At 46.1% G+C, this 22,336-nt stretch carries 19 protein-coding genes and 1 pseudogene; 5 read left to right on the top strand and 15 right to left on the bottom strand.

Annotated features, from left to right (window positions below; genetic code table 11):
• The 13 genes from mraY to cybC form a co-directional block, all read right to left on the bottom strand.
• Window positions 1–1,083 carry a phospho-N-acetylmuramoyl-pentapeptide-transferase gene (gene mraY / locus I2494_RS06130; RefSeq protein WP_130592332.1) on the bottom strand — a complete coding sequence of 361 codons (1,083 nt, stop codon included), beginning with the start codon at window positions 1,081–1,083 and terminating at the stop codon, window positions 1–3.
• The gene (murF, locus tag I2494_RS06125) at window positions 1,077–2,453 is read right to left on the bottom strand and encodes a UDP-N-acetylmuramoyl-tripeptide--D-alanyl-D-alanine ligase (RefSeq protein ID WP_218466214.1); all 1,377 of its coding nucleotides are present in this window, start codon (window positions 2,451–2,453) and stop codon (window positions 1,077–1,079) included. Before murF ends, mraY begins: the two co-directional genes overlap by 7 nt.
• Window positions 2,450–3,949, bottom strand: coding sequence for a UDP-N-acetylmuramoyl-L-alanyl-D-glutamate--2,6-diaminopimelate ligase (murE, locus tag I2494_RS06120; protein ID WP_218466213.1), 1,500 nt, complete (start codon window positions 3,947–3,949; stop codon window positions 2,450–2,452). The genes murF and murE overlap by 4 nt, the downstream gene beginning before the upstream one ends.
• Window positions 3,936–5,705, bottom strand: a complete 1,770-nt coding sequence (gene ftsI / locus I2494_RS06115) for a peptidoglycan glycosyltransferase FtsI (protein ID WP_218466212.1) — start codon at window positions 5,703–5,705, stop codon at window positions 3,936–3,938. The genes murE and ftsI overlap by 14 nt, the downstream gene beginning before the upstream one ends.
• A gap of 84 nt (window positions 5,706–5,789) precedes the next feature.
• On the bottom strand, window positions 5,790–6,110 hold the full coding sequence (gene ftsL, locus I2494_RS06110) for a cell division protein FtsL (RefSeq protein WP_218466211.1): 321 nt from the start codon (window positions 6,108–6,110) through the stop codon (window positions 5,790–5,792).
• Entirely contained in the window at window positions 6,107–7,048 is a 942-nt protein-coding gene (rsmH, locus tag I2494_RS06105) for a 16S rRNA (cytosine(1402)-N(4))-methyltransferase RsmH (protein WP_218466210.1), read from the bottom strand. The genes ftsL and rsmH overlap by 4 nt, the downstream gene beginning before the upstream one ends.
• 3 nt (window positions 7,049–7,051) lie before the next feature.
• Window positions 7,052–7,510 (bottom strand): division/cell wall cluster transcriptional repressor MraZ, encoded by a 459-nt coding sequence (gene mraZ, locus I2494_RS06100; protein WP_218466209.1) that lies wholly within the window; start codon window positions 7,508–7,510, stop codon window positions 7,052–7,054.
• Between the two features lie 527 nt (window positions 7,511–8,037).
• Window positions 8,038–9,042 carry a catabolite repressor/activator gene (cra, locus tag I2494_RS06095; protein ID WP_218466208.1) on the bottom strand — a complete coding sequence of 335 codons (1,005 nt, stop codon included), beginning with the start codon at window positions 9,040–9,042 and terminating at the stop codon, window positions 8,038–8,040.
• A gap of 192 nt (window positions 9,043–9,234) precedes the next feature.
• Window positions 9,235–9,729: an acetolactate synthase small subunit gene (ilvN, locus tag I2494_RS06090; RefSeq protein ID WP_130593715.1), complete on the bottom strand. Its 495-nt coding sequence runs from the start codon at window positions 9,727–9,729 to the stop codon at window positions 9,235–9,237.
• Entirely contained in the window at window positions 9,729–11,447 is a 1,719-nt protein-coding gene (gene ilvI / locus I2494_RS06085; protein ID WP_218466207.1) for an acetolactate synthase 3 large subunit, read from the bottom strand. Before ilvI ends, ilvN begins: the two co-directional genes overlap by 1 nt.
• 381 nt (window positions 11,448–11,828) lie before the next feature.
• Entirely contained in the window at window positions 11,829–13,628 is a 1,800-nt protein-coding gene (locus I2494_RS06080) for an AMP-dependent synthetase/ligase (protein WP_218466206.1), read from the bottom strand.
• A gap of 193 nt (window positions 13,629–13,821) precedes the next feature.
• On the bottom strand, window positions 13,822–14,328 hold the full coding sequence (locus tag I2494_RS06075) for a cytochrome b/b6 domain-containing protein (protein WP_218466205.1): 507 nt from the start codon (window positions 14,326–14,328) through the stop codon (window positions 13,822–13,824).
• Entirely contained in the window at window positions 14,329–14,715 is a 387-nt protein-coding gene (cybC, locus tag I2494_RS06070) for a cytochrome b562 (RefSeq protein WP_218466204.1), read from the bottom strand.
• Between the two features lie 430 nt (window positions 14,716–15,145).
• Here cybC and leuA point away from each other — a divergent pair, with 430 nt between their 5' ends.
• From leuA to leuD, 4 genes are all read left to right on the top strand, one after another.
• On the top strand, window positions 15,146–16,699 hold the full coding sequence (gene leuA / locus I2494_RS06065) for a 2-isopropylmalate synthase (protein ID WP_130592344.1): 1,554 nt from the start codon (window positions 15,146–15,148) through the stop codon (window positions 16,697–16,699).
• Between the two features lie 80 nt (window positions 16,700–16,779).
• Window positions 16,780–17,871 (top strand): 3-isopropylmalate dehydrogenase, encoded by a 1,092-nt coding sequence (gene leuB / locus I2494_RS06060; RefSeq protein ID WP_218466203.1) that lies wholly within the window; start codon window positions 16,780–16,782, stop codon window positions 17,869–17,871.
• Window position 17,872: 1 nt separating this feature from the next.
• On the top strand, window positions 17,873–19,273 hold the full coding sequence (gene leuC / locus I2494_RS06055; RefSeq protein WP_218466202.1) for a 3-isopropylmalate dehydratase large subunit: 1,401 nt from the start codon (window positions 17,873–17,875) through the stop codon (window positions 19,271–19,273).
• 12 nt (window positions 19,274–19,285) lie between these two features.
• Complete coding sequence (gene leuD / locus I2494_RS06050; protein WP_218466201.1) at window positions 19,286–19,888, top strand: 3-isopropylmalate dehydratase small subunit; 603 nt, start codon at window positions 19,286–19,288, stop codon at window positions 19,886–19,888.
• 102 nt (window positions 19,889–19,990) lie between these two features.
• Here the strand turns inward: leuD and I2494_RS06045 are convergent, their stop codons facing one another.
• On the bottom strand, window positions 19,991–20,707 hold the full coding sequence (locus I2494_RS06045) for a FliA/WhiG family RNA polymerase sigma factor (protein ID WP_218466200.1): 717 nt from the start codon (window positions 20,705–20,707) through the stop codon (window positions 19,991–19,993).
• A 1,024-nt stretch (window positions 20,708–21,731) separates the two neighbouring features.
• Between I2494_RS06045 and I2494_RS06040 the strand changes: the two are divergent.
• Window positions 21,732–22,043: pseudogene (locus tag I2494_RS06040) on the top strand (winged helix-turn-helix domain-containing protein); the annotation flags it as partial.
• Between the two features lie 104 nt (window positions 22,044–22,147).
• Here the strand turns inward: I2494_RS06040 and I2494_RS06035 are convergent.
• Complete coding sequence (locus I2494_RS06035) at window positions 22,148–22,333, bottom strand: hypothetical protein (RefSeq protein ID WP_218466198.1); 186 nt, start codon at window positions 22,331–22,333, stop codon at window positions 22,148–22,150.
• Between the last annotated feature and the right edge of the window lie 3 nt (window positions 22,334–22,336).

Below are 22,336 nucleotides of genomic sequence, written 5' to 3'. Positions count from 1 at the left end.
TTACCGCACCTTCAAGGTTGCCAGGCCGATCAGCACCAGCATTAATGAGATAATCCAGAAGCGCACGATCACGCGTGGCTCTGGCCAGCCTTTCAATTCATAGTGGTGGTGAATCGGCGCCATACGGAAAATACGTTGGCCGCGAAGTTTGAACGATCCCACCTGCAGAATTACCGACAGAGTTTCAACCACAAACACTCCGCCCATAATCACCAGTAAAAATTCCTGACGCAGCAGTACGGCAATCACACCTAAAGTACCACCCAATGCCAGTGAACCAACGTCACCCATAAAGACCTGAGCCGGATAAGTGTTAAACCAGAGGAATCCTAATCCTGCACCAACAATTGCAGTACAGAAAATCACTAATTCACCGGCATGGCGGATATAAGGAATATGCAGATAGCTGGCAAAATTGACGTTACCCGTCGCCCAGGCAACCAGACCAAAACCCGCAGCAACAAATACGGTTGGCATGATAGCCAGACCATCCAGACCATCGGTCAGGTTAACCGCGTTACTGGTACCAACGATAACAAAGTAGGCCAGCAGAATATAAAGCACGCCTAACTGTGGCATTACGTCTTTAAAAAACGGCACAACCAGCTGAGTCGCTGGTGTGTCTTTACCGATGGCATACATGCTAAATGCCACAATCAGGGCAATAACGGATTGCCAGAAATACTTCCAACGGGCAATTAATCCTTTGGTGTCTTTGCGCACCACCTTACGGTAATCATCCACAAAGCCAACGGCACCATACCCCAGCAGAACAAACAGTGAGCACCAGATATAAGGATTGCTCAGATTGGCCCACAGCAATACTGAAATAGTAATAGATGCCAGAATCATGATACCGCCCATAGTCGGCGTACCGCGTTTACTGAAGTGGGACTCCGGACCGTCGTTACGAACGACTTGACCAATCTGCAAGCGCTGTAAGAAAGCAATCAGGCGCGGCCCCATCCACAAAGAGATAAACAGTGCGGTCAGCAGGCTGACAATGGCGCGAAACGTCAAATAAGAAAAGACGTTAAAGCCTGAAAAAATTGAGACCAGATGTTCTGCCAGCCATACTAACATTGTGCTATCTCCTGTACTCTGCGTACTACCTGCTCCATGGCGGCACTACGTGAACCTTTAACTAAAATTGTTATGACCGCATGCTCAGATAGCAACTCACCCAAACGTTGGGCTACCGCTTCTTTATCCTTAAAGTGCTCGCCATTGCCACTTGCGTTACTAATCATTTCACTTAAATGACCAACGCTTAATACTTTATCCACCCCCGCTTCGCGGGCTGCTTCACCAACCTGACGATGGCATTGTTCGGCCTCATCACCTAACTCACCCATATCGCCAACAACCATCACCCGATAACCAGGCATAGAAGCAAGCACTTGAGCGGCAGCTGTCATCGACCCAACGTTAGCGTTATAGGTATCATCCAGCAGCAGTTTGTCTGCACTCAGCTGCACCGGGAACAAACGCCCCGGAACTGCTTTAAGCTGTGACAAACCTGATGTTACATTTTCTAATGATGCACCCACTGACATGGCTAACGCCGTAGCCGCCAGCGCATTAGCAATGTTGTGCTTACCCGGCAGAGGAAGCAGGACTTCCGTATTTCCTACCGGCGTATGCAAAACGAACTGAGTTCCTTGTGTTTTTATCACTACGTCCGTCGCATAAAACTCAACTTGCTCAGTATGGCTGGCAGAAAAACGCCATACTATTTTATCGGCCAATTGGCTCTGCCAACCGGCTAAATCATTACTGTCTGCATTGACAATAGCGACACCGTGAGAAGGCAAACCCTGGAAAATTTCACCTTTGGCTTTAGCCACACCAGCCAGTGAACCAAATCCTTCCAAATGCGCAGCCGCCAGATTATTTACCAGCGCGCTTTCCGGATGAGTCAGCGCAGTAGTATAGGCAATCTCACCAGCATGATTAGCGCCTAATTCGACAACAGCGAACTGATGACGTTTCGTCAAACGTAATAATGTCAACGGCACACCAATATCGTTATTCAAATTACCTGCGGTATACAGTACTTCACCACACTGTTGCAGAATGGTAGCTGTCATCTCTTTAACGCTGGTTTTACCGGATGATCCTGTCAACGCGACTACGCGTGCAGGTACCTGCTGTCTTACCCAGCCACCCATTTTGCCCAGCGCAATACGGGTATCCGCAACAATCACCTGAGCAACGTCCAGCGGTAAGTGCTGACTAACTAATAAAACACTGGCTCCCTGATTGATTGCCTCTGCGGCAAAATCATGAGCATCAAAACGTTCGCCCTTCAGGGCAATAAACAAACAGCCAGCTACAATTTTGCGGGTGTCAGTAACAACATCAACAATCTGCTGCCCGGTAATATCTGCCGTAGAGGCGATGAGTTTACCATCGACCACCTCGGCCAGCTGTTTCAGGGTAATGGGAATCATGCTAATACCCCTGCTGCCATACCCAGTAAATTTGCTACTGTGGTACGGTCAGAATAATCCAATCGGCGGTTGCCAATCAGTTGATAATCTTCATGGCCTTTACCGGCAATCACCACCACATCATCAGGAGCTGCCTGCATAACCACGCTGGTTACCGCTTCTGCCCGACCGTGAATCACATTGGCACGTTTGGTATCGGTAAATCCGGTCAGGATATCGGCTACAATCGCCTGAGGATCTTCACTACGAGGGTTATCATCAGTAACAATAACGCGATCGGCAAACTGTTCAGCAACCCCGCCCATTAGCGGGCGCTTACCACGATCACGATCGCCGCCGCAGCCGAACACACACCACAATTCACCCTTACAGTGCAGTCTTGCCGCTTCCAGAGCCTTTTCCAGCGCATCTGGCGTATGAGCATAATCGACAACTACTGTTGGGCGCCCCGGGGCGGTAAACACTTCCATACGACCGCAGACAGGTTGTAAATTCGGCGCAGATTCTACCAGATGATTAAGTGAATAGCCTAGTGACAACAGCGTTGTCAAAGCAACCAGTAGATTGCTAACGTTAAATGCGCCCAGCAAACGGCTTTCTACCACACCACCGCCCCAACTGGAGTCAAACTTCACCGTCGCCCCGTTGTCATGATAAGAAACTTCACAGGCCTTTAACCAACGCCCCTGCCAGCCCTGAGGAAGGTTATCTTCCATCGTGACAGCGATTGCATTTGGCATCGCCACTATACGACGGGCCCCCACTGCGTCATCTACGTTGATGATAGCTTCGCCAACCTGATGACGTTCAAACAGTCGCCATTTAGCCGCTTCGTACTCTTCCATGCTGCCATGGTAATCAAGATGATCACGACTAAGGTTGGTAAAGGCCGCAGCGGCAAAATTCAGCGCAGCAACTCGCTCCTGAACTAAACCATGGGAAGAAACTTCCATCGCGGTAAAGGTCGCACCGCTTTTCACCAGTTCATTCAGTTCACGCTGTACATCAACAGCCGAGCTGGTAGTATTCTCTGTTGGTACCACATGACCTAATAAACCATTCCCTACGGTACCCATCACCGCGCTTCTTTCTCCCAGAAGCTGACTCCACTGCGCTAACAGTTGAGTGGTGGTGGTTTTACCGTTAGTTCCGGTTACGCCAACTAAACGCATTCTCTCTGACGGCTGCTGATAAAAACGACCAGCAATTGCCGACAAATGTAAATTCAGATGCTCAATATAGATAATAGGAACACCGTGAGACATGACCACCGTACCATTAGGCGCTTCTCCCTCGGCTTCGGCAATCACGGCCGCCACACCTTGAGCAATGGCCTGGGAAATATAACGACGCCCATCCACCTTATGGCCCACAATGGCAATGAAGAGATCGCCTGAAGCCGCTACGCGACTATCCAGCGTCATCTCTTTTAACTTGTGCTCAGGAACCTGAATATTCCACGGAGCGAGCAGATCGCTTAAATTAAGATCGGCCACCGGAAGCTCCTTTCTGATTAATCACTAATTCGTTTTTATCCGTTACGGGCAATGCATCTGGCTCGATATTCATTGTCCGTAAAACCCCGCCCATAATTGCGCCAAAAACCGGCGCAGAAACGGCACCACCATAATACTGACCCGCACCAGGATCGTTAATTACCACCACCAGCGCATAACGCGGCTTACTGGCGGGTGCCAGACCGGCCGTATAGGCGATATATTTATTGATATAGCCACCGTTAGGCCCCACTTTCTTTGCGGTACCGGTTTTGATTGCGATGCGATAGCCTTTCACTGCGGCTTTAGTACCACCGCCTCCGGGTAACGCTACCGATTCCATCATATGAACCACGGTGCGTACGGTACTTTCAGGGAAGATGCGTTTTCCTTGTACCGGCGGGTCAATTTTGGTAATAGAAAGCGGACGATAAACGCCAAAGCTTCCCATCGTTGCATAAGCTCGCGCTAACTGTAATGGCGTTACCATTAGCCCATAGCCAAATGAGAAGGTGGCCCTCTCTATGTCAGACCACCGTTTTTTTTGTAAAAACAAGCCACTGCTTTCTCCAACCAATCCCAAATTGGTAGGTTGTCCCAACCCAAAGCGCGAGTATGTATCAACTAACGCATCGGCTGGCATATCCAACGCCAGATGAGAAACACCGACGTTACTGGATTTTTGTAAAATACCGGTAATGGTCAATTCAGGATAAAGGGCCACGTCCTTTATCTCATGACCATTAACCCGATACGGTCTGGTATTCAATACCGAGTTTTCTTTGATAATTCCGCGATCTAACGCCGTCATAACCACCATGGGTTTAACCGTTGATCCCGGTTCAAAAATGTCAGTTATTGCCCGATTACGGAAGAAATCTTCCGGTGAGCCAACCCGGTTATTCGGGTTATAAGAAGGGCTGTTAACCATGGCCAGAATTTCGCCAGTATTCACATCTACCAGCACAGCGGTACCTGATTCGGCTTTGTTAGCAGCAACCGCATTACTCAACTCACGGTAAACCAACGCCTGCAGGCGTTCATCAATACTTAACGTCAGATTGTGAGCAGCCTGGCTATCGACGGAAGAGATATCTTCAATCACCCGACCATAGCGATCTTTACGCACCGTACGCTCGCCGGACTTACCGACCAGCTTATCTTCAAAGCTTTTTTCAATGCCTTCCAGCCCGTTATCGTCAATGTTGGTAAAACCAACAATGTGGGCGGTAACCGGGCCGGCAGGATAGAAACGACGGGATTCGCGTTTTAAGTAGATACCCGGTAGCTTAAGCTTACGCACATACTCCGCGGTTTCTGAATTGATTTGACGCGCTAAATAGACAAAGCGCCCTTTGGGATTAGCGTTGATCTTTTCTGATAGCTTATCCAGTGGTAAACCAACAACATCCGCCAGCGCTTTCCAGTGCATGTCTTGTGAAATACCGCCACGCTCATTCAGCTCTTTTGGATCGGCCCAAATCGCATTAACCGGAACGCTAACTGCTAATGGACGACCAAAACGATCGGAGATCATGCCGCGAACGGTAGGAACTTCCTGCACTCGTAAGGAGCGCATATCCCCTTCTTTAACCAATTTATCAGGCTCAATAACCTGTAACCATGCAGCTCGCGCCATTAAACCAAACATGGCTAATACAATAAACAAGCAGAGCAAACCAAAACGCCAGCTTACAAAGCCGGCCTCATTCTCAGGGCGTTTTACTTTAATCTTATTGGTTCGTGCTGCTTTCATCTCATTTCATTAGCCATGGTAAGTTCATCAATCCATTAATTTGTAACGCGCTCCGCACGCCGACTGTTTTATTCATTCTTTTTGTTACTTCTGTATAACGATTTGTTCCTGATCCGGTGTTACATGTAGCATTTGCAGCTTTTCATTAGCCAGACGCTCAATACGGCTATGGTCGGCCAGGGCGTTTTCTTCCAGAATCAGGTTACGCCACTCAATTTCCAGTGCTTCACGTTCTAAAATCAGTTGCTCACGCTCAGCGGTTAACAAGCGCGTACGGTGACTGGATAACACCACCGCTATCGCTGATACCAGAACTAACACAGTCAGCAACAACGGTAACTTTGCGTTACGCAGCAAATCATCACCGATGATGCTGGCTAAACTGTGGCGTTCATTCGATATCATTCAGCTGTCCTTTGGGCAAAACGCAATACTGAGCTGCGAGCACGTGCGTTATCAGCCACTTCCTGCTCGGACGGCATCATTTTTCCCAGCGCTTTTAATTTTCTTACGCCATGCTGCCTTAACTGCTCTTCAGTCAACGGAATTCCCGCCGGAACCTGTGGCCCCTTACTATGTTGACGGATAAAACGTTTAACAATACGGTCTTCCAGCGAATGGAAACTGATAACGGAAAGGCGCCCACCTTCCTTCAGCACTTCCAGTGCGCCATCCAGCGCACGCTCAATCTCTTCCAGTTCACTGTTGATATAAATGCGGATCGCCTGAAAACTGCGGGTCGCCGGATGTTTATGTTTGTCACGAATTGGCGTTGCTGTAGCAATAACTTCTGCCAACTCATGCGTACGAGTCATTGGCTCGGTACGATTACGTTCAACGATGCCCCGGGCAATACGTTTGGCAAAACGCTCTTCACCAAAGGTTTTTAGCACCCAGGCAATATCTTCTTCTTCCGCTTTTAGCAGCCACTGTGCCGCTGACAGACCACGAGTAGGATCCATGCGCATATCCAGTGGCCCATCACGCATAAAGGAGAAACCGCGTTCAGCATCATCCAGCTGTGGTGAAGAAACCCCTAAATCCAGCAGAATGCCGTCGATTTCACCCTCTAAACCCAGATCGCGGACATAACTGGCCAGATCGGAGAAAGGACCATGAATAATGGAGAAACGAGGGTCTGAAATAGCAGATGCGGCTTCAATCGCCTGAGGGTCGCGGTCTATCGCAATAAGACGCCCCTGGGGTCCCAACTGGGATAGGATCAGGCGCGAGTGTCCACCACGGCCAAAAGTACCGTCAATATAGATACCATCCTGCCGAATGCTTAAGGCATTAACTGCTTCGTCCAAAAGCACCGTGGTGTGCTGATAATTATTCAACATAGCTTATAATGAAAAATCCTGTAACCGCTCTGAGAGGGGTGACTTAGCAGACTGCTCAGCCTCGATGTCGTCCTTAACTTGTTGATACCAGGCCGCTTCACTCCACAGTTCAAACTTATTGAACTGCCCGACCAGCATCACTTCTTTTACTAAAAGCGCATGTTGCCGCAATGTATTCGCTATCAATACACGACCAGCGCTATCCAGCTGACATTCACTGGCATGCCCCAATAACAGTCGCTGCACTCTGCGTTCTGCCGGGTTCATACTGGATAGTCGGGACAGCTTCTGTTCAATTTTTTCCCATTCAGGGAGTGGGTAAAGCAACAGGCACGGCTGATGGAGGTCAATGGTACATACCAATTGTCCTTCACATTCATCCAGCAGTGAATCCCGATAGCGAGTGGGGATAGCTAATCGCCCCTTACTATCAAGATTTATTGTTGTTGCTCCACGAAACATGGGCGGGTCACTCCTTCGCGACAAGTTTTACCACTTTACCCCACAAATTCCCACTTGAATAGAGTTTACGGAGGGTATTAAAAGCTTGTCAAGGCGAAGAGCCGCGACTTTACACTAAATAGCGAGTCTATTTAGCGGTCTGAAAATAGAATAAACGTGTGTTAAATTTAAAGAGATCAAACTAACAATATGAATAATAATAATTATTTATTCATTTCAGATTCAGTAAAGCTGGCGGTTAACAGCGTTGGCAATCAATCAATAAAAAAATCCGTTAATATAAAAAAATGTTTCTATAAACCACTACAGCATGAATCTGACACGATCTGATGTGAATGGAGGGAAATAGATGTGGTTGGCTATTTTACTCGTCAATCTGGCTAATACTTTAGTGAGTAATAGTAACATAACGTAACGCTTCGGAGTAAGTTCAATGGCGCTTACTGACAATAAAATAAGGGGCCTGTCAGGGGCCCCTTATGGTTTTCTTAGATTATCAAAGTGATACTGTTAATATGACCTACAGGCTATACGCGACTCAAACTACCGCGGCGGAACAAACTGCGCCGAATGCGGGTCAATCCCGGTTTGGGTTTCTGAGTTTCATCGATACTTGCCAGAACTAACTCCAATACCCGCTCGGCAACTTCTCTGTGGCGCTGAGCCACGGATAATACCGGGCACTCAAGGAAATCCAACAGTTCATTATCACCAAAAGTGGCAATTGCCAGATCGGCAGGCAGGCGCCCCTGTTTTTGCAAAATCACATCCATCACACCCTGTAGCAATGAGAACGAGGTGGTATAAATTGCCTGAGGGATCGGATTAGATTCCAGCCAGTTTTTAAATACTTCTGCCGCAGACTCACGCTCATAGCTATTGGCATAAATATAGCTAACCTGTCGCTTATCGTCCTTCCACGCCTGACGGAACCCTTGCTCACGCAATTGGCTAACGGACAATTCAGGTAATGCGCCAAGGTACGCCACGCTATCCGCTTTAAAGTTACGTAACTCCGAAGCCAGCATTTCCGCATCTTCGTAGTCAGCCCCGACGACACTGATAAAGTGTTCCCGATCCAGTGCCCGGTCAAGTGCAATAATCGGTAGAGAACTGTTTATCCAACGCTGATAGAACGGATGTTCTGGCGGTAACGCAGTGGAGATAATCAGGGCATCTACTTTACGTTGCAACAAATGCTCAACGCAGCGCATCTCATTATCTGGCTGGTCTTCCGAGCAGGCTATCAGCAACTGATATCCTCGCTGGCGCGCCTGACGTTCAAGATAGTTAGCAATTCTTGTATAGCTGGTGTTTTCTAAATCAGGAATAACCAGCCCGATAGAACGTGTACGACCAGCACGTAAGCCAGCTGCAACCGCATTAGGTTGATAATTATGTTCCCGGACTACCGCCATGACTTTCTCAACTGTTTTATCGCTCACACGATACTGCTTGGCTTTGCCATTAATTACATAGCTGGCCGTCGTGCGTGAAACACCAGCGAGACGCGCAATTTCATCCAGTTTCACGTTAACCCCTTAAGTATCAATTCGCCCCGTCATTGGTGGCATAATAGCCATAATAATATAAATGGCTTTAAGTAATGTAGATCTAACCCAAGATATGACGATTCAGCAACTGCTTAATCCATTCAGTCAGTGTAATACAAAATAAAAAGCTCTACACTACCGGTAGAGCTCCTGTTTTTGTCTGAAAAATGGCTAGCGCATAATGCGCTCACCACGCCCAACACCAACAATGCCTGAACGGGCAACTTCAACGATTTCACCCGCTTCGCGGATAGCCGCTAAAAACGCATCCAACTTACTACTGGTACCCACCAACTGGACGGTATACAGAGAAGACGTAACATCCACGATCTGGCCACGAAAGATATCTGCACAGCGTTTTACTTCTTCCCGCCCATCGCCGGAAGTGCGTAATTTCACCAGCATAATTTCACGTTCAACACAATCGCCATCAGTCAATTCAGAAACCCGTAGAACATCAACCAACTTGTGCAGTTGTTTCTCTATCTGCTCTAACACTTTCGCATCACCTTTAGTATGAATCGTCATGCGCGAAAGGGTCGGATCGTCGGTTGGTGCGACGGTCAGGCTTTCAATGTTATATCCCCGTTGGGAAAACAGGCCAATTACCCGCGACAGTGCGCCGGATTCATTCTCCAGTAGTACTGATAATATACGGCGCATAATCAGCTCCTCTCCGTTCTGCTTAGCCACATTTCGTCCATTGCACCGCCGCGAATTTGCATCGGATAGACGTGTTCTCTTTCATCAACGGCAACATCAACAAACACCAAGCGATTTTTAATTGCCAGTGCTTCCGCCAGTTTGCTTTCCAGTTCTTCAGGTTTACTGATAGAGATCCCTACATGACCATAGGCTTCCGCCAGTTTGACAAAGTCAGGTAGCGAATCCATATAGGAGTGGGAGTGACGACCAGCATAAATCAGATCCTGCCACTGTTTTACCATACCCAGAAATTTGTTATTCAGGTTAACCACCACGACAGGTAAATCGTATTGCAATGCTGTAGACAGTTCCTGAATATTCATTTGAATACTGCCATCGCCAGTTACACAAATAACCGTTTCTCTTGGTAATGCCAACTTAACGCCCAACGCGGCAGGCAAGCCAAAGCCCATGGTGCCAAGGCCACCGGAATTAATCCAACGACGGGGTTTATCAAACGGATAGTACAAGGCAGCAAACATCTGATGCTGCCCTACGTCAGAGGCAACATAGGCATCGCCTTGAGTTAAACGGTATAGGGCTTCAATAACTGCCTGTGGCTTAATCCGGTCTCCGCTGTGATCGTAAGCCAGTGAGTTTTTAGCGCGCCATTCATCAATACTCTGCCACCAGCTATCCAGATTCTCAAAGCCTTGGGCTGGATCTCGCTGTTTCAACAGTTCCAACATCTGAGTCAGTACCTGTCTGGCATCACCAACGATAGGCACATCAGCATTCACTGTTTTAGAAATTGAGGTGGGGTCAATATCAATATGTAATACCGTAGCTCCCGGACAATACTTCGCCAAATTGTTGGTGGTACGGTCATCAAAACGCACACCTACCGCGAAAATCAAATCGGAGTGATGCATAGTCATATTGGCTTCATAGGTACCGTGCATCCCCAACATACCAACGAAATGCTTATCCGTTGAAGGAAAAGCACCCAGTCCCATCAATGAACTGGCTACTGGTAGATTCAGCGTTTCTACCAATGCCTTCAACTCCGCATCACAACCGGAAGTAATAGCACCACCGCCCACATACACCACCGGATTTTTCGCCTCCAGTAGAATTTGTAGAGCGCGTTTAATTTGCCCCCGATGTCCATGCACTGTTGGATTATAGGAACGCATAGAGATTTGATCGGGATAAGAATAGGGGATCTTAATCGCCGGGTTGAGAATATCCTTGGGTAAATCGACCACTACCGGCCCGGGACGTCCTGTACTGGCAACATAGAACGCTTTTTTTAGCACCATAGGAATATCTTCTACATGCTTAACTAAAAAGCTATGTTTTACCACCGGCCGGGAGATTCCCACCATGTCACACTCCTGAAAGGCATCATTACCTATCAGCGTGGTCGCTACCTGACCGGATAGCACTACCAGGGGAATCGAATCCATATACGCGGTAGCAATACCGGTGATGGCATTAGTGGCACCAGGCCCGGAAGTCACCAGTACGACACCGACTTCACCTGTTGCACGGGCGAAACCATCAGCCATATGTACGGCGGCTTGCTCATGACGAACCAGAACGTGGTCAATACCACCTACCGTATGCAGTGCATCATAGATATCCAGCACCGCTCCACCCGGATAACCAAATACATGCTTAACCCCCTGATCGATCAATGATCGGACAACGATCTCAGCGCCGGATAACGTTTCCATGGGTTTCCTCCAGGTTATTGTTGTTATGCTCTCTGGCGATGGTAAGCCATAGGGCGAAATACAGGGTTTTACCCATGATATTACTCTTGTCTGACCTGCTGGTGTGTTACTTCCCGCTTAACATCGTTCAGCCACAAGACACCACATAAAAGATAGTCAAGGCTTAGCTTATTACCATACCGCCGTATATTCATACTGGCAAAAGCATTCTTTCATCATTAAAAAGAAAGTTTTTCAAGCCATTAAGCCGATAACCGGCAGAATAATCGGTCATTCTTCACTGGTGTATTCCGATTAAAAACCCACACATTAGACAAAAATCAGAAAAAACAAAGGCGCACTATGTGCGCCTTTATAAATATGCAAACCCCACGCTACTGCTTATTCCCTATACATCAACTCAATTTCATTCTGATAACGGTTAAGTATCACCTTACGCCGCAGTTTAAGCGTCGGGGTCAGTTCACCTAACTCCATACTGAAAGCATCAGGCAATAGCGTAAAACGCTTCACCTGCTCAAAACGCGCCAGCTCCTTTTGCAGATCATTCAGACGCTGTTCAAACAGCTCCACAATATGGCTATTGCGCAATAACTCCATCCGATCTTTGTAAATCAGATTCATGGAACGGGCATACTCTTCCAGACTGACAAAACAGGGAACAATCAGTGCAGAAACAAATTTACGGGCATCGGCTACTACGGCTATCTGATCGATAAAACGATCTTGTCCTAACGCCCCTTCAATCACCTGAGGTGCAATATATTTACCGCACGACGTCTTCATTAAATCTTTAATGCGCTCGGTAATAAACAGGTTGCCAGACTCATCCAACATGCCGGCATCACCGGTTTTTAACCAGCCATCCGCAGTGAATGCCGCTGCACTCTCGTCCGGACGATTATAGTAACCGCGCATGACAATCGGGCCACGCACCTGAATTTCATTTTCGTCACCAATACGGACATCAACTCCCGGCAGTGGGCGACCAATGGAACCAAAACGAAAACCGGTCTCTTCCCAACAGGATACGGTGGCGCAGGTTTCGGTCATACCGTAACCGTAGGTAATATGCAGTCCTACCGCATGGAAGAACAGGATAATGTTGTCGTCCAGTTTGGCACCAGCCGCAGGTAAAAAGCGAATATTCCCACCCAATACACCACGTAATTTTTTCAGCACCAGCTTATCGGCCAGACGATGACCCGCAGCCATCAATGGATTAAGTTTTTTGCCCTGATGAGCAGACCAGAACTTACGCTTACCGCACCACAGCGCACTATGGAATAAGGCACGGCGATGCCATGGAGCCTGAGCAACCTTGTCATGAATAGCCGAGAAGACTTTTTCATAAAACCGCGGCACCGCGCACATCACGGTAGGTTTCACGTCTGACATGGCTTCACGGACTAAAGCGGTATCACGTAAATAGACATTTTGAGCACCCGCATGCATCACATACAGGCTCCACGCGCGTTCAAAAACATGGGATAACGGTAGAAAACTTAAAGAGACATCATCAGCACTGACGGTTAAACGCTCATCGTGCAGGCAAAATTGAGTCGCCAGATTGCGGTAATCCAGCATCACGCCTTTAGGTTCACCGGTAGTGCCAGAGGTATAAATGAGCGTAAACAAATCATCGATATCACGGGCGTCAATACGCGCCTGAAATTCGGCCATGTGACAATCATCAGCTCGTTGACAGAAATCATCTAAATGAATGGCAATGGCACACCCACGCAGATCTATACTTTTATCAAACGCAATAACTCTTTCAAGCTGAGGGCAAAGTTCACAGATAGTTAATGCCGCATCCATTTGAGCCTGAGCGCCAACAAACAGCGTTTTAACCTGCGCATCATTAATCACAAAAGCGGACTGTATCGGCGTGTTGGTGGAATAAATAGGTACCGCAATTGCGCGTAAATGAAGAATAGATAAATCAGTAATCGCCCAGTTAATGCTGTTATTGGCAAAGATAGCGATACGATCCTGAACCTGTACACCAGTGCTTAACAATGCTCTGGCGGTTTGGGAAATACGCTCACCTATTTGCTGCCAGCTTAATGACGTTTCCTGATGTTGATCCCACTCTCTGAATGCAATTCTGCCTGGGTTTTGTTGGATACGATCTTGTACACGCCCAACCGGGTGAAATTGCCTGAGTGTTTGGTTCATAAATGACTCTCATTTTCAGCTTACAGCTGTTCACTATTTTTATGTTGGGAAGTCTACATTTTCTCGAGTGTGGGTCAATGAGAATTAACTAAATATGCGTGAATGCTTGCAAATTTTAAGCGGAAAATCCCTTAGAAACAGGGTTCTAAAGGACGAATTTTTATAAAAAAAGTTGAATTGTCGCAAACGTGTGTTAGCGCTTGCCTGGTAACATCGCTGTAATCAAATTACGTTTAAGCCAGACAGAAAGAGCAACTACGGCCAAAATATGTAAACAAACCAAAACAGTGACAAAATTGATCAGCCAGTAATGCCATTCATCTACCGGCCAGCGATCCATCAAAACCGTATCCTGAGCCCATCCGGTTAAAGCCACTAATGGCAGCAAAAGCCAAAATAGCCAAATGCTGATAGCGCCAATCGGATTGTGCCCCAGAGTTCGGTGAGCCGAACGCTGACGCACCTCCTCCAGATGCAAACGTATCGCTGAGAAAGTGGGAATAATAGCCGAAAGACGTGCTGGCCCTTTTGCCGCTGTCATTCCCCATATCAGACGCACAATGACTAACGTAGCAACGGTTAACCCCACAATTTGATGTAGCGTTTTACCCGGCTCGGTAATATGCAGTCGATTGATCAGAAACCCTAAAGCAACGCACCAATGCGTAGTTCTGACCAGCCAATCCCAGCGTTGAATCATTTATTTATACTTCTTATGGTACTGGTCGCGGGTTTGTTTGAACTGTTCTGCTGCCTGTTTGGCCTGATCAAACTTCCCGGAATCGGCTAAAGCGGTAGCCCCATCAATCTCACCGATTAATGTATCCAGACCGTGGCGAAAATCTTTCATACTGTCGCTATCTTCTGCCTGCCCTTCCAGCTTATCGGGAGTACCCTGCTGCGCTTTTTGCGCCGCCTGCTTCATGGCGGCTAAACCTTGTTTAAACTCATCAGGTGAATCGGTATTTAATACAGTACGATAATTCTTGGCAATCAGCTTCATCTGGTCTTCAACTTCATTCGCCAGAGTAAGAGCGCTGGTTGCCAGTGCCGTCAGACCAATAGCCGCAACTAACCATTTCTTCATACATCCCCCTAATAATGCTAAGAAAGTTCAATAAATCACACAACTTTAGTAAGTGTAGTTGCTATAAAGAGAAAGAGGTAATCAGAGGGGGAAAAAGAATCTGTTAATCATCACATCAAGCTTTTTTGCTTACCACTACCGAACATTTTTTAGTTAAAACACAAAACAACCGTTGACAACAACTCAGCAATCCAGTATCAATTTACCCCACTACTGAATTTTTTATAAAGAGTACTGAATCGCATGTTTGCATCTATTCGTTTTCTCAGCCTCCTCCTCCTCGCATCTTGTTGCGCGGCTGGCTTGTGGAAGACGAACTGATTAGATTCAGAAAAGACACAAGAAACCCGCGCTACCTGCGCGGGTTTTTTTTTGGCCTCGCAGGAAGTTTTAACCCGATTAAACGATTTCAAAACAGAAGGTACGGAATATGAGCCAGCAAGTAATTATCTTTGATACCACCCTGCGAGACGGCGAACAGGCTTTGCAGGCAAGCCTGAGTGTAAAAGAAAAAATGCAGATCGCTATGGCATTAGAGCGTATGGGCGTAGACGTAATGGAAGTTGGCTTCCCGGTCTCTTCTCCCGGTGATTTTGAATCGGTGCAAAGCATTGCCCGACAGATCAAAAATAGCCGGGTGTGTGCATTAGCGCGCTGCGTCGATAAAGATATCGATGTTGCAGCAGAAGCCTTGCGCGTAGCCGAAGCCTTCCGTATTCACGTCTTTTTAGCCACCTCCACCCTGCATATCGAATCCAAACTGAAGCGTTCTTTTGAAGATGTCATGGAAATGGCAGTACGTTCCGTTAAAAGAGCCCGTAACTACACCGATGACGTTGAATTCTCCTGTGAAGATGCTGGCCGTACTCCCATTGATAACCTGTGTCGCGTGGTAGAAGCCGCCATTAATGCCGGTGCCACCACCATTAATATTCCAGACACCGTGGGTTATACCGTACCTCGCCAGTTTGGCAATATCATCGAAACCCTGTATCAGCGCGTACCTAATATCGATAAAGCAATTCTGTCCGTGCACTGTCACGATGATTTAGGCATGTCGGTAGCTAACTCAATTACTGCCGTTCAGGCGGGAGCCCGTCAGGTGGAAGGTACCATCAATGGCATTGGTGAACGTGCGGGTAACTGTGCACTGGAAGAAGTTATCATGGCGATTAAAGTACGTCAGGACATTATGGGCGTGCACACCAATATTAACCATCAGGAAATTTATCGTACCAGCCAGTTGGTTAGCCAGTTGTGTAATATGCCTGTTCCGGCCAATAAGGCGGTGGTTGGTTCTAATGCCTACGCTCACTCCTCCGGTATTCATCAGGATGGCGTGCTGAAAAACCGCGAAACCTATGAAATCATGACCCCGGAATCTATCGGCTTTAGCCAGGTGCAGTTGAACCTGACCTCTCGCTCCGGTCGCGCAGCAGTGAAGCACCGTATGGAAGCCATGGGTTATAGCGAAAATGATTACTCTCTGGACGATCTGTACGCGGCCTTCCTGAAACTGGCGGATAAAAAAGGCCAGGTCTTTGATTACGATTTAGAAGCACTGGTGTTCATTCGTAAACAACAGGAAGAGCAGGATCACTTCGCTCTGGATTACTTCAGCGTACAGTCTGGTACTAATCTGATGGCAACCGCTTCTGTTCGTCTGGCTTGCGGTGGTGAAATCAAATCTGAAGCAGCAACAGGCAACGGCCCGGTAGATGCGGTCTATCAAGCGATTAACCGCATTGCTGACTACCCTATTTCTATTGTGAAGTATCAATTAACTGCGAAAGGTCAGGGAAAAGATGCTTTAGGTCAGGTAGATATTGTTGCTGAGTATGAAGGGCGTCGTTTCCACGGCGTGGGCCTGGCAACGGATATCGTTGAATCTTCTGCTCAGGCGCTGGTTCACGTACTGAATCATATCTGGCGCGCTCAACAGGTGGAAGTGCAAAAACAACGCCTGGCGCAAACTGCCGAGTAATATTTAAGTTTTATTTTTAAGCAAACAATAGCTACAACAACATTTGTTGCAACAAAACAACCATAAAGTATGGAGCAATTATGACGCGTTCTTACCACATTGCAGTATTGCCCGGAGATGGCATTGGCCCGGAAGTGATGCAGCAGGCAATCAAAGTGCTGGATGCTGTTCACCAGCGCTTTAATATCCAGATTACCACCAGTGAATATGATGTAGGTGGTGCTGCCATCGACCGTCACGGCATGCCATTACCCGCTGCAACCGTAGCCGGTTGCGAGCAGGCAGATGCAATTTTGTTTGGTTCCGTAGGTGGGCCAAAATGGGAACATCTGCCACCGGCAGAGCAACCAGAACGCGGTGCATTATTACCTTTACGCAAACACTTTCAGTTATTCAGTAATCTACGCCCAGCTCGTTTGTATCAGGGTTTAGAAGACTTTAGCCCGTTAAGAAGCGATATCTCCCATAAAGGTTTCGATATTTTGTGTGTCCGCGAGTTAACCGGTGGTATCTATTTCGGTCAGCCTAAAGGGCGTGAAGGTTCTGGGCCACAAGAAAAAGCCTTTGATACTGAGGTTTATCATCGTTTTGAAATTGAACGTATTGCCCATATCGCTTTTGAAGCTGCCCGCAAGCGTCGAGCCAAAGTCACCTCTATTGATAAATCTAACGTATTACAAAGTTCTATTTTATGGCGTGAAGTGGTCACTGAAATTTCAAAACAGTACCCGGATATTGCGTTAAACCATATGTATATTGATAACGCTACCATGCAAATGGTGAAAGAGCCGTCTCAGTTTGATGTGGTACTGTGCTCTAATTTATTTGGTGACATTCTGTCTGATGAGTGCGCCATGATTACCGGCTCAATGGGAATGTTGCCATCCGCCAGCCTGAATGAAAAAGGCTTTGGTTTATATGAACCTGCTGGTGGTTCTGCGCCGGATATCGCCGGAAAAAATATTGCTAACCCAATTGCCCAGATCCTTTCACTGTCATTATTGTTACGCTACAGCCTGAATGCTGACGATGCCGCTAATGCCATCGAAAAAGCAATCAATCAGGCATTAGAACAAGGTTATCGTACTTCAGATTTAGCCGGTAGCGGTAAGTCTGTCACCACCAGTCAGATGGGCGATATCATCGCTCAATTCGTCGCTCAGGGGGCATAAAATGGCTAAAACACTGTATCAGAAATTGTACGACGCCCACGTAGTGTATGAAGCGCCGAACGAAACGCCATTGTTGTATATCGACCGCCATTTGGTGCATGAAGTGACATCACCACAAGCTTTTGATGGTTTACGGGCAATGAAACGTCCGGTACGCCAACCGGGAAAAACGTTTGCTACCATGGATCATAACGTATCCACGCAAACCAAAGACATTAATGCCTGCGGCGAGATGGCTCGTATCCAAATGCAGGAACTGATTAAGAACTGTAAAGAGTTCAACGTTTCCTTATACGATTTGAACCATCCTTATCAGGGCATTGTTCACGTTATTGGCCCGGAACAAGGTATGACGCTGCCGGGCATGACCATTGTGTGCGGCGATTCCCATACTGCTACCCACGGTGCTTTCGGCTCACTGGCTTTTGGTATTGGTACTTCTGAAGTTGAGCACGTTTTAGCCACCCAAACCCTGAAACAGGCGCGTGCTAAAACCATGAAAATTGAAGTTCAGGGTGATACCGCCGAAGGCATTACGGCTAAAGATATTGTATTGGTGATTATCGGTAAAATTGGTCACGCCGGTGGTACTGGCTACGTTGTGGAATTCTGCGGTAAAGCCATTGAGGCGCTGTCCATGGAAGGCCGTATGACCCTGTGTAATATGGCGATTGAAATGGGTGCTAAAGCAGGTCTGGTTGCTCCGGATGACACCACATTTAACTATGTAAAAGGTCGTCAATTTGCCCCTAAAGCAGAACAATGGGATGCCGCCGTCGATTACTGGCGCACCTTGAAATCTGATGACGGCGCTAAATTTGATGCTGTTGTCACTCTGAATGCCGCCGATATCGCACCACAGGTAACCTGGGGAACAAACCCTGGCCAGGTCATGTCTATCGATCAAAGCATTCCCGATCCGGCTTCTTTCAGCGATCCTGTTGAACGTACATCTGCAGAAAAAGCGCTGGCCTATATGGATTTGAAAGCGGGCGCCAAACTGACCGATATCGCCATTGATAAAGTATTTATCGGATCATGCACTAACTCACGTATTGAAGATTTGCGTGCTGCTGCCGCTATCGCTAAAGGCCGCAAAGTTGCCGCTGGAGTGGTAGCGATGGTCGTGCCTGGCTCAGGCCCGGTTAAAGCTCAGGCTGAAGCAGAAGGTCTGGATAAGATCTTTATCGATGCGGGTTTTGAGTGGCGTTTACCCGGTTGTTCCATGTGTTTAGCGATGAATAATGACCGGTTAGAACCGGGAGAGCGTTGTGCATCAACCAGTAATCGTAATTTTGAAGGCCGTCAAGGCCGCGGTGGACGCACTCATCTGGTGAGCCCGGCAATGGCCGCAGCGGCAGCAATTGCCGGTCACTTTGCCGATATTCGCAAGCTGAGCTAAGGAGACTACAACATGACTAAATTTACTCAACATACCGGCATTGTAGTTCCGTTAGATGCAGCAAACGTCGATACCGATGCCATTATTCCTAAACAGTTTTTGCAAAAAGTAACCCGTACCGGTTTTGGTCAGCATCTGTTTAACGACTGGCGCTTTCTGGACGATGCAGGTCAAAAGCCAAATCCTGATTTTGTTTTAAATAAGCCACGTTATAAAGGCGCGTCAATTCTGTTAGCCCGTGAAAACTTTGGCTGTGGCTCTTCGCGAGAGCATGCTCCCTGGGCTTTGACCGATTACGGCTTTAAAGTGGTTATTGCTCCAAGTTTTGCTGATATTTTTTACGGAAACTCATTCAATAACCAACTGTTACCGGTTATTTTAACTGAAGCTGAAGTCGATGAGCTGTTTAAGCTGGTCGCCAGCCAGGAAGGCGTTGAATTTACTGTCGATCTGGAAAACCAGCAGGTCATTGCCGGTGGTAAACGCTACGAATTCAGTATCGATGCTTTCCGTAAGCATTGCATGATTAATGGTCTGGATAGTATCGGTCTGACGCTACAGCATAATGACGCTATCAGCGATTATGAGGCTAAACAGCCGGTGTTTTTGCGGTAAGTGATAGAATTAAACCAGAAACAAACAGGCCAGCATATTGCTGGCCTGTTTGTTTTAATTTTCGCCGAAATACCCGTCACCAAATGAAGCAATGAATAACAACTACTGATAGAAAAAACGTCTGATTTTTTCAGATATCTTTTTATTTATCTGGCAGATACGCGCCTCGGTTAACTCCATAACCAGCGCAATTTCCTTCAGGTTCATATCTTCCTGATAATACAGGCGTAAAATAATTTGCTCCTTTTCATCCAACGAACGAATGGCGTCAACAAACATTCTTCGCGTGACTTCCTGCTCTTCAATAGAGCGGCTTTGTAGAGCATCACAGTAAGATTCCGGCATTAATAGTTCATCCAGACTCTCCATCGCTCTTGCGCCTTCCAGCAGTTGATATTCCAGATACTCCTGAGCGGAAATACCTAAAGCATTTGAAATTTCTCCAAAATCCGGCTGCTTACCCAACGTTTTAGCCAGTTCTCTGATAGCGTCATTTAGTCGATGGGTTTTCTGACGCAGGCTGCGTGGGCGCCAGTCAAGTTGACGAAGTTCATCTAAAATGGCACCTCTAACCCGATGTACCGCATAAGCCGCAAATTGTTCATCGGGTCGGCCATAACGTCTCAGACTTTCTAGCAGCCCCATCAACGCTATCTGCTCCATATCCTGACGATCCATAACGCTATTGGCCTGATAAGCCAATTGATTTACGATGCGTTTTACCAGTGGTAAATAGCATTGCAAGTATTGCCCTTCTTCCTGAGAACTCATTAAAACAGGGGCGTTGATTTCTACTATATTGCGTGCTGTTGTTTGCATGTCGGCTGTTACTCCCTATCAAAAGCTGCTGTTACCCGGTAGTAACATGTCCTTTTGCTTATCCATTTTTAAGGCCAGCAAACCGCTGGCTCGTGAATGCTCATGTATCCTTTGTTTTGGATAGTCATGACGCTAATGCTTTAAAAAACAATGGAATAGATAAATAGGAGGAAGCAATACTTCCGGAAAACAGGAAAATCACCACCTTCTGCTTTTCCGAAAGATTAGCTAAGTGATGAAATAATTAGGGAAAATAATAGTAGGAATAAAATTTTTAAATTTATTATGAGTGCTTATGAAAACGCATCTAAAAAACGATATTATTTATTAAAAATACCCACTATCAATTAGCGGATATTTTAATCAAATTTATATAAAACCTCAGTACACACCATTATTTCATACCACCACTTAACATTGATTAATGATGTATATTTTTCAATACTATCCAAAATAAAAAATAGTAATTATTATCATTAAGAAACTTAATAAACCAATACTATTCACGTATCAAAATACACTTTAAAATTAACAATATAAAATAATAAGACAACAAATAGTCAACAATAAAAACATTATTAACACAGTGAACAACTCTTCAAACCAACGAAGATGGACATAATTAATAAAAACAATTAATGAAAATAATTCAAATTAAATCAATTGATTAATAAAAATAAAAACTAAAAAAACTTATTTTGTTACAACTATTAATATCAGTATCATTTCAAAACAATTGAATGATTATAAGTATTAGCGTAATAATAAAGCCATCGAATATACGATAATTAGGTAAAGGTTAAAATAAACGTTATACAGTTGTCTGAAACCTCCGCTTGAGGGTTAATAATTAACCAGACATTTTTAACACCCTTTCGTTTCTCCTGCCTGAATGGAACTCTTCATTGTTTTAATGATAAAACACTCATTGAAACGGAATCATTATTCCTTCACCTCTCTATATCAAATAACCTACAGCATCACTTACTTAAAACACAACTTGAAAAGGCTAGATTTCATTCAAATGAACGTAACTAACACACACTGTTTCATCGACGGCTGGTTAATCGATCACCAACAAGGATCGATTAACCACAGAGAAACAAAGGAAGTTAAACGCCTTGGTGAATATCAGTTAAAGCTACTGGACGTCCTGGCACAATATGCAGGTGAGGTACTTTCAAGAGAGCAACTAACCAATCTGGTTTGGGAAAATCGAGTTATTGGTAATAACAGTTTACCGAATGCTATTCATGCTCTGAGATCTGCTCTGGATGATAACGGCAAACATCAGCGTATTATTAAAACCATTCCCAAAAAAGGCTATTTGCTGGAAAAATAGTATTGCCAGTATGAAACCTGTGAAATCAGTAACAAGGAAGCGCCTTTTGATACTGATATCAAAGAGACCGTACTGATTGAATATCAACCAGCAGATCATCAAACAGGAACTGAAATTGTTGCTGAAGAATCATATCTGGTTGATGACCTTAAACAGGAAGAAATTCCGACTAAGAAACGCAAAGTCACTGCTATTCTGGCAAAAAAGCAAAAATATCTTTTTGCAATAGCAGCAATAATACTGATCGCCCTGATTTCTAAAAAAATATTATTAGACTCTCCCACACC

The sequence above is a fragment of the Limnobaculum allomyrinae genome, assembly GCF_016649425.1.
GTDB classification, from domain to species: domain Bacteria; phylum Pseudomonadota; class Gammaproteobacteria; order Enterobacterales; family Enterobacteriaceae; genus Limnobaculum; species Limnobaculum allomyrinae.
Note: the sequence above shows the minus strand (reverse complement) of the source record. Positions and strands in the feature narration are given on the sequence as shown.

Bases quoted from the DNA above. Each gene is read 5' to 3' on its own strand.
- mraY (WP_130592332.1), bottom strand. From the start codon at position 1,083: ATGTTAGTATGGCTGGCAGAACATCTGGTCTCAATTTTTTCAGGCTTT.
- murF (WP_218466214.1), bottom strand. From the start codon at position 2,453: ATGATTCCCATTACCCTGAAACAGCTGGCCGAGGTGGTCGATGGTAAA.
- ftsI (WP_218466212.1), bottom strand. From the start codon at position 5,705: ATGAAAGCAGCACGAACCAATAAGATTAAAGTAAAACGCCCTGAGAAT.
- ftsL (WP_218466211.1), bottom strand. From the start codon at position 6,110: ATGATATCGAATGAACGCCACAGTTTAGCCAGCATCATCGGTGATGAT.
- rsmH (WP_218466210.1), bottom strand. From the start codon at position 7,048: ATGTTGAATAATTATCAGCACACCACGGTGCTTTTGGACGAAGCAGTT.
- mraZ (WP_218466209.1), bottom strand. From the start codon at position 7,510: ATGTTTCGTGGAGCAACAACAATAAATCTTGATAGTAAGGGGCGATTA.
- ilvI (WP_218466207.1), bottom strand. From the start codon at position 11,447: ATGGAAACGTTATCCGGCGCTGAGATCGTTGTCCGATCATTGATCGAT.
- I2494_RS06080 (WP_218466206.1), bottom strand. From the start codon at position 13,628: ATGAACCAAACACTCAGGCAATTTCACCCGGTTGGGCGTGTACAAGAT.
- I2494_RS06075 (WP_218466205.1), bottom strand. From the start codon at position 14,328: ATGATTCAACGCTGGGATTGGCTGGTCAGAACTACGCATTGGTGCGTT.
- cybC (WP_218466204.1), bottom strand. From the start codon at position 14,715: ATGAAGAAATGGTTAGTTGCGGCTATTGGTCTGACGGCACTGGCAACC.
- leuA (WP_130592344.1), top strand. From the start codon at position 15,146: ATGAGCCAGCAAGTAATTATCTTTGATACCACCCTGCGAGACGGCGAA.
- leuB (WP_218466203.1), top strand. From the start codon at position 16,780: ATGACGCGTTCTTACCACATTGCAGTATTGCCCGGAGATGGCATTGGC.
- leuC (WP_218466202.1), top strand. From the start codon at position 17,873: ATGGCTAAAACACTGTATCAGAAATTGTACGACGCCCACGTAGTGTAT.
- leuD (WP_218466201.1), top strand. From the start codon at position 19,286: ATGACTAAATTTACTCAACATACCGGCATTGTAGTTCCGTTAGATGCA.
- I2494_RS06045 (WP_218466200.1), bottom strand. From the start codon at position 20,707: ATGCAAACAACAGCACGCAATATAGTAGAAATCAACGCCCCTGTTTTA.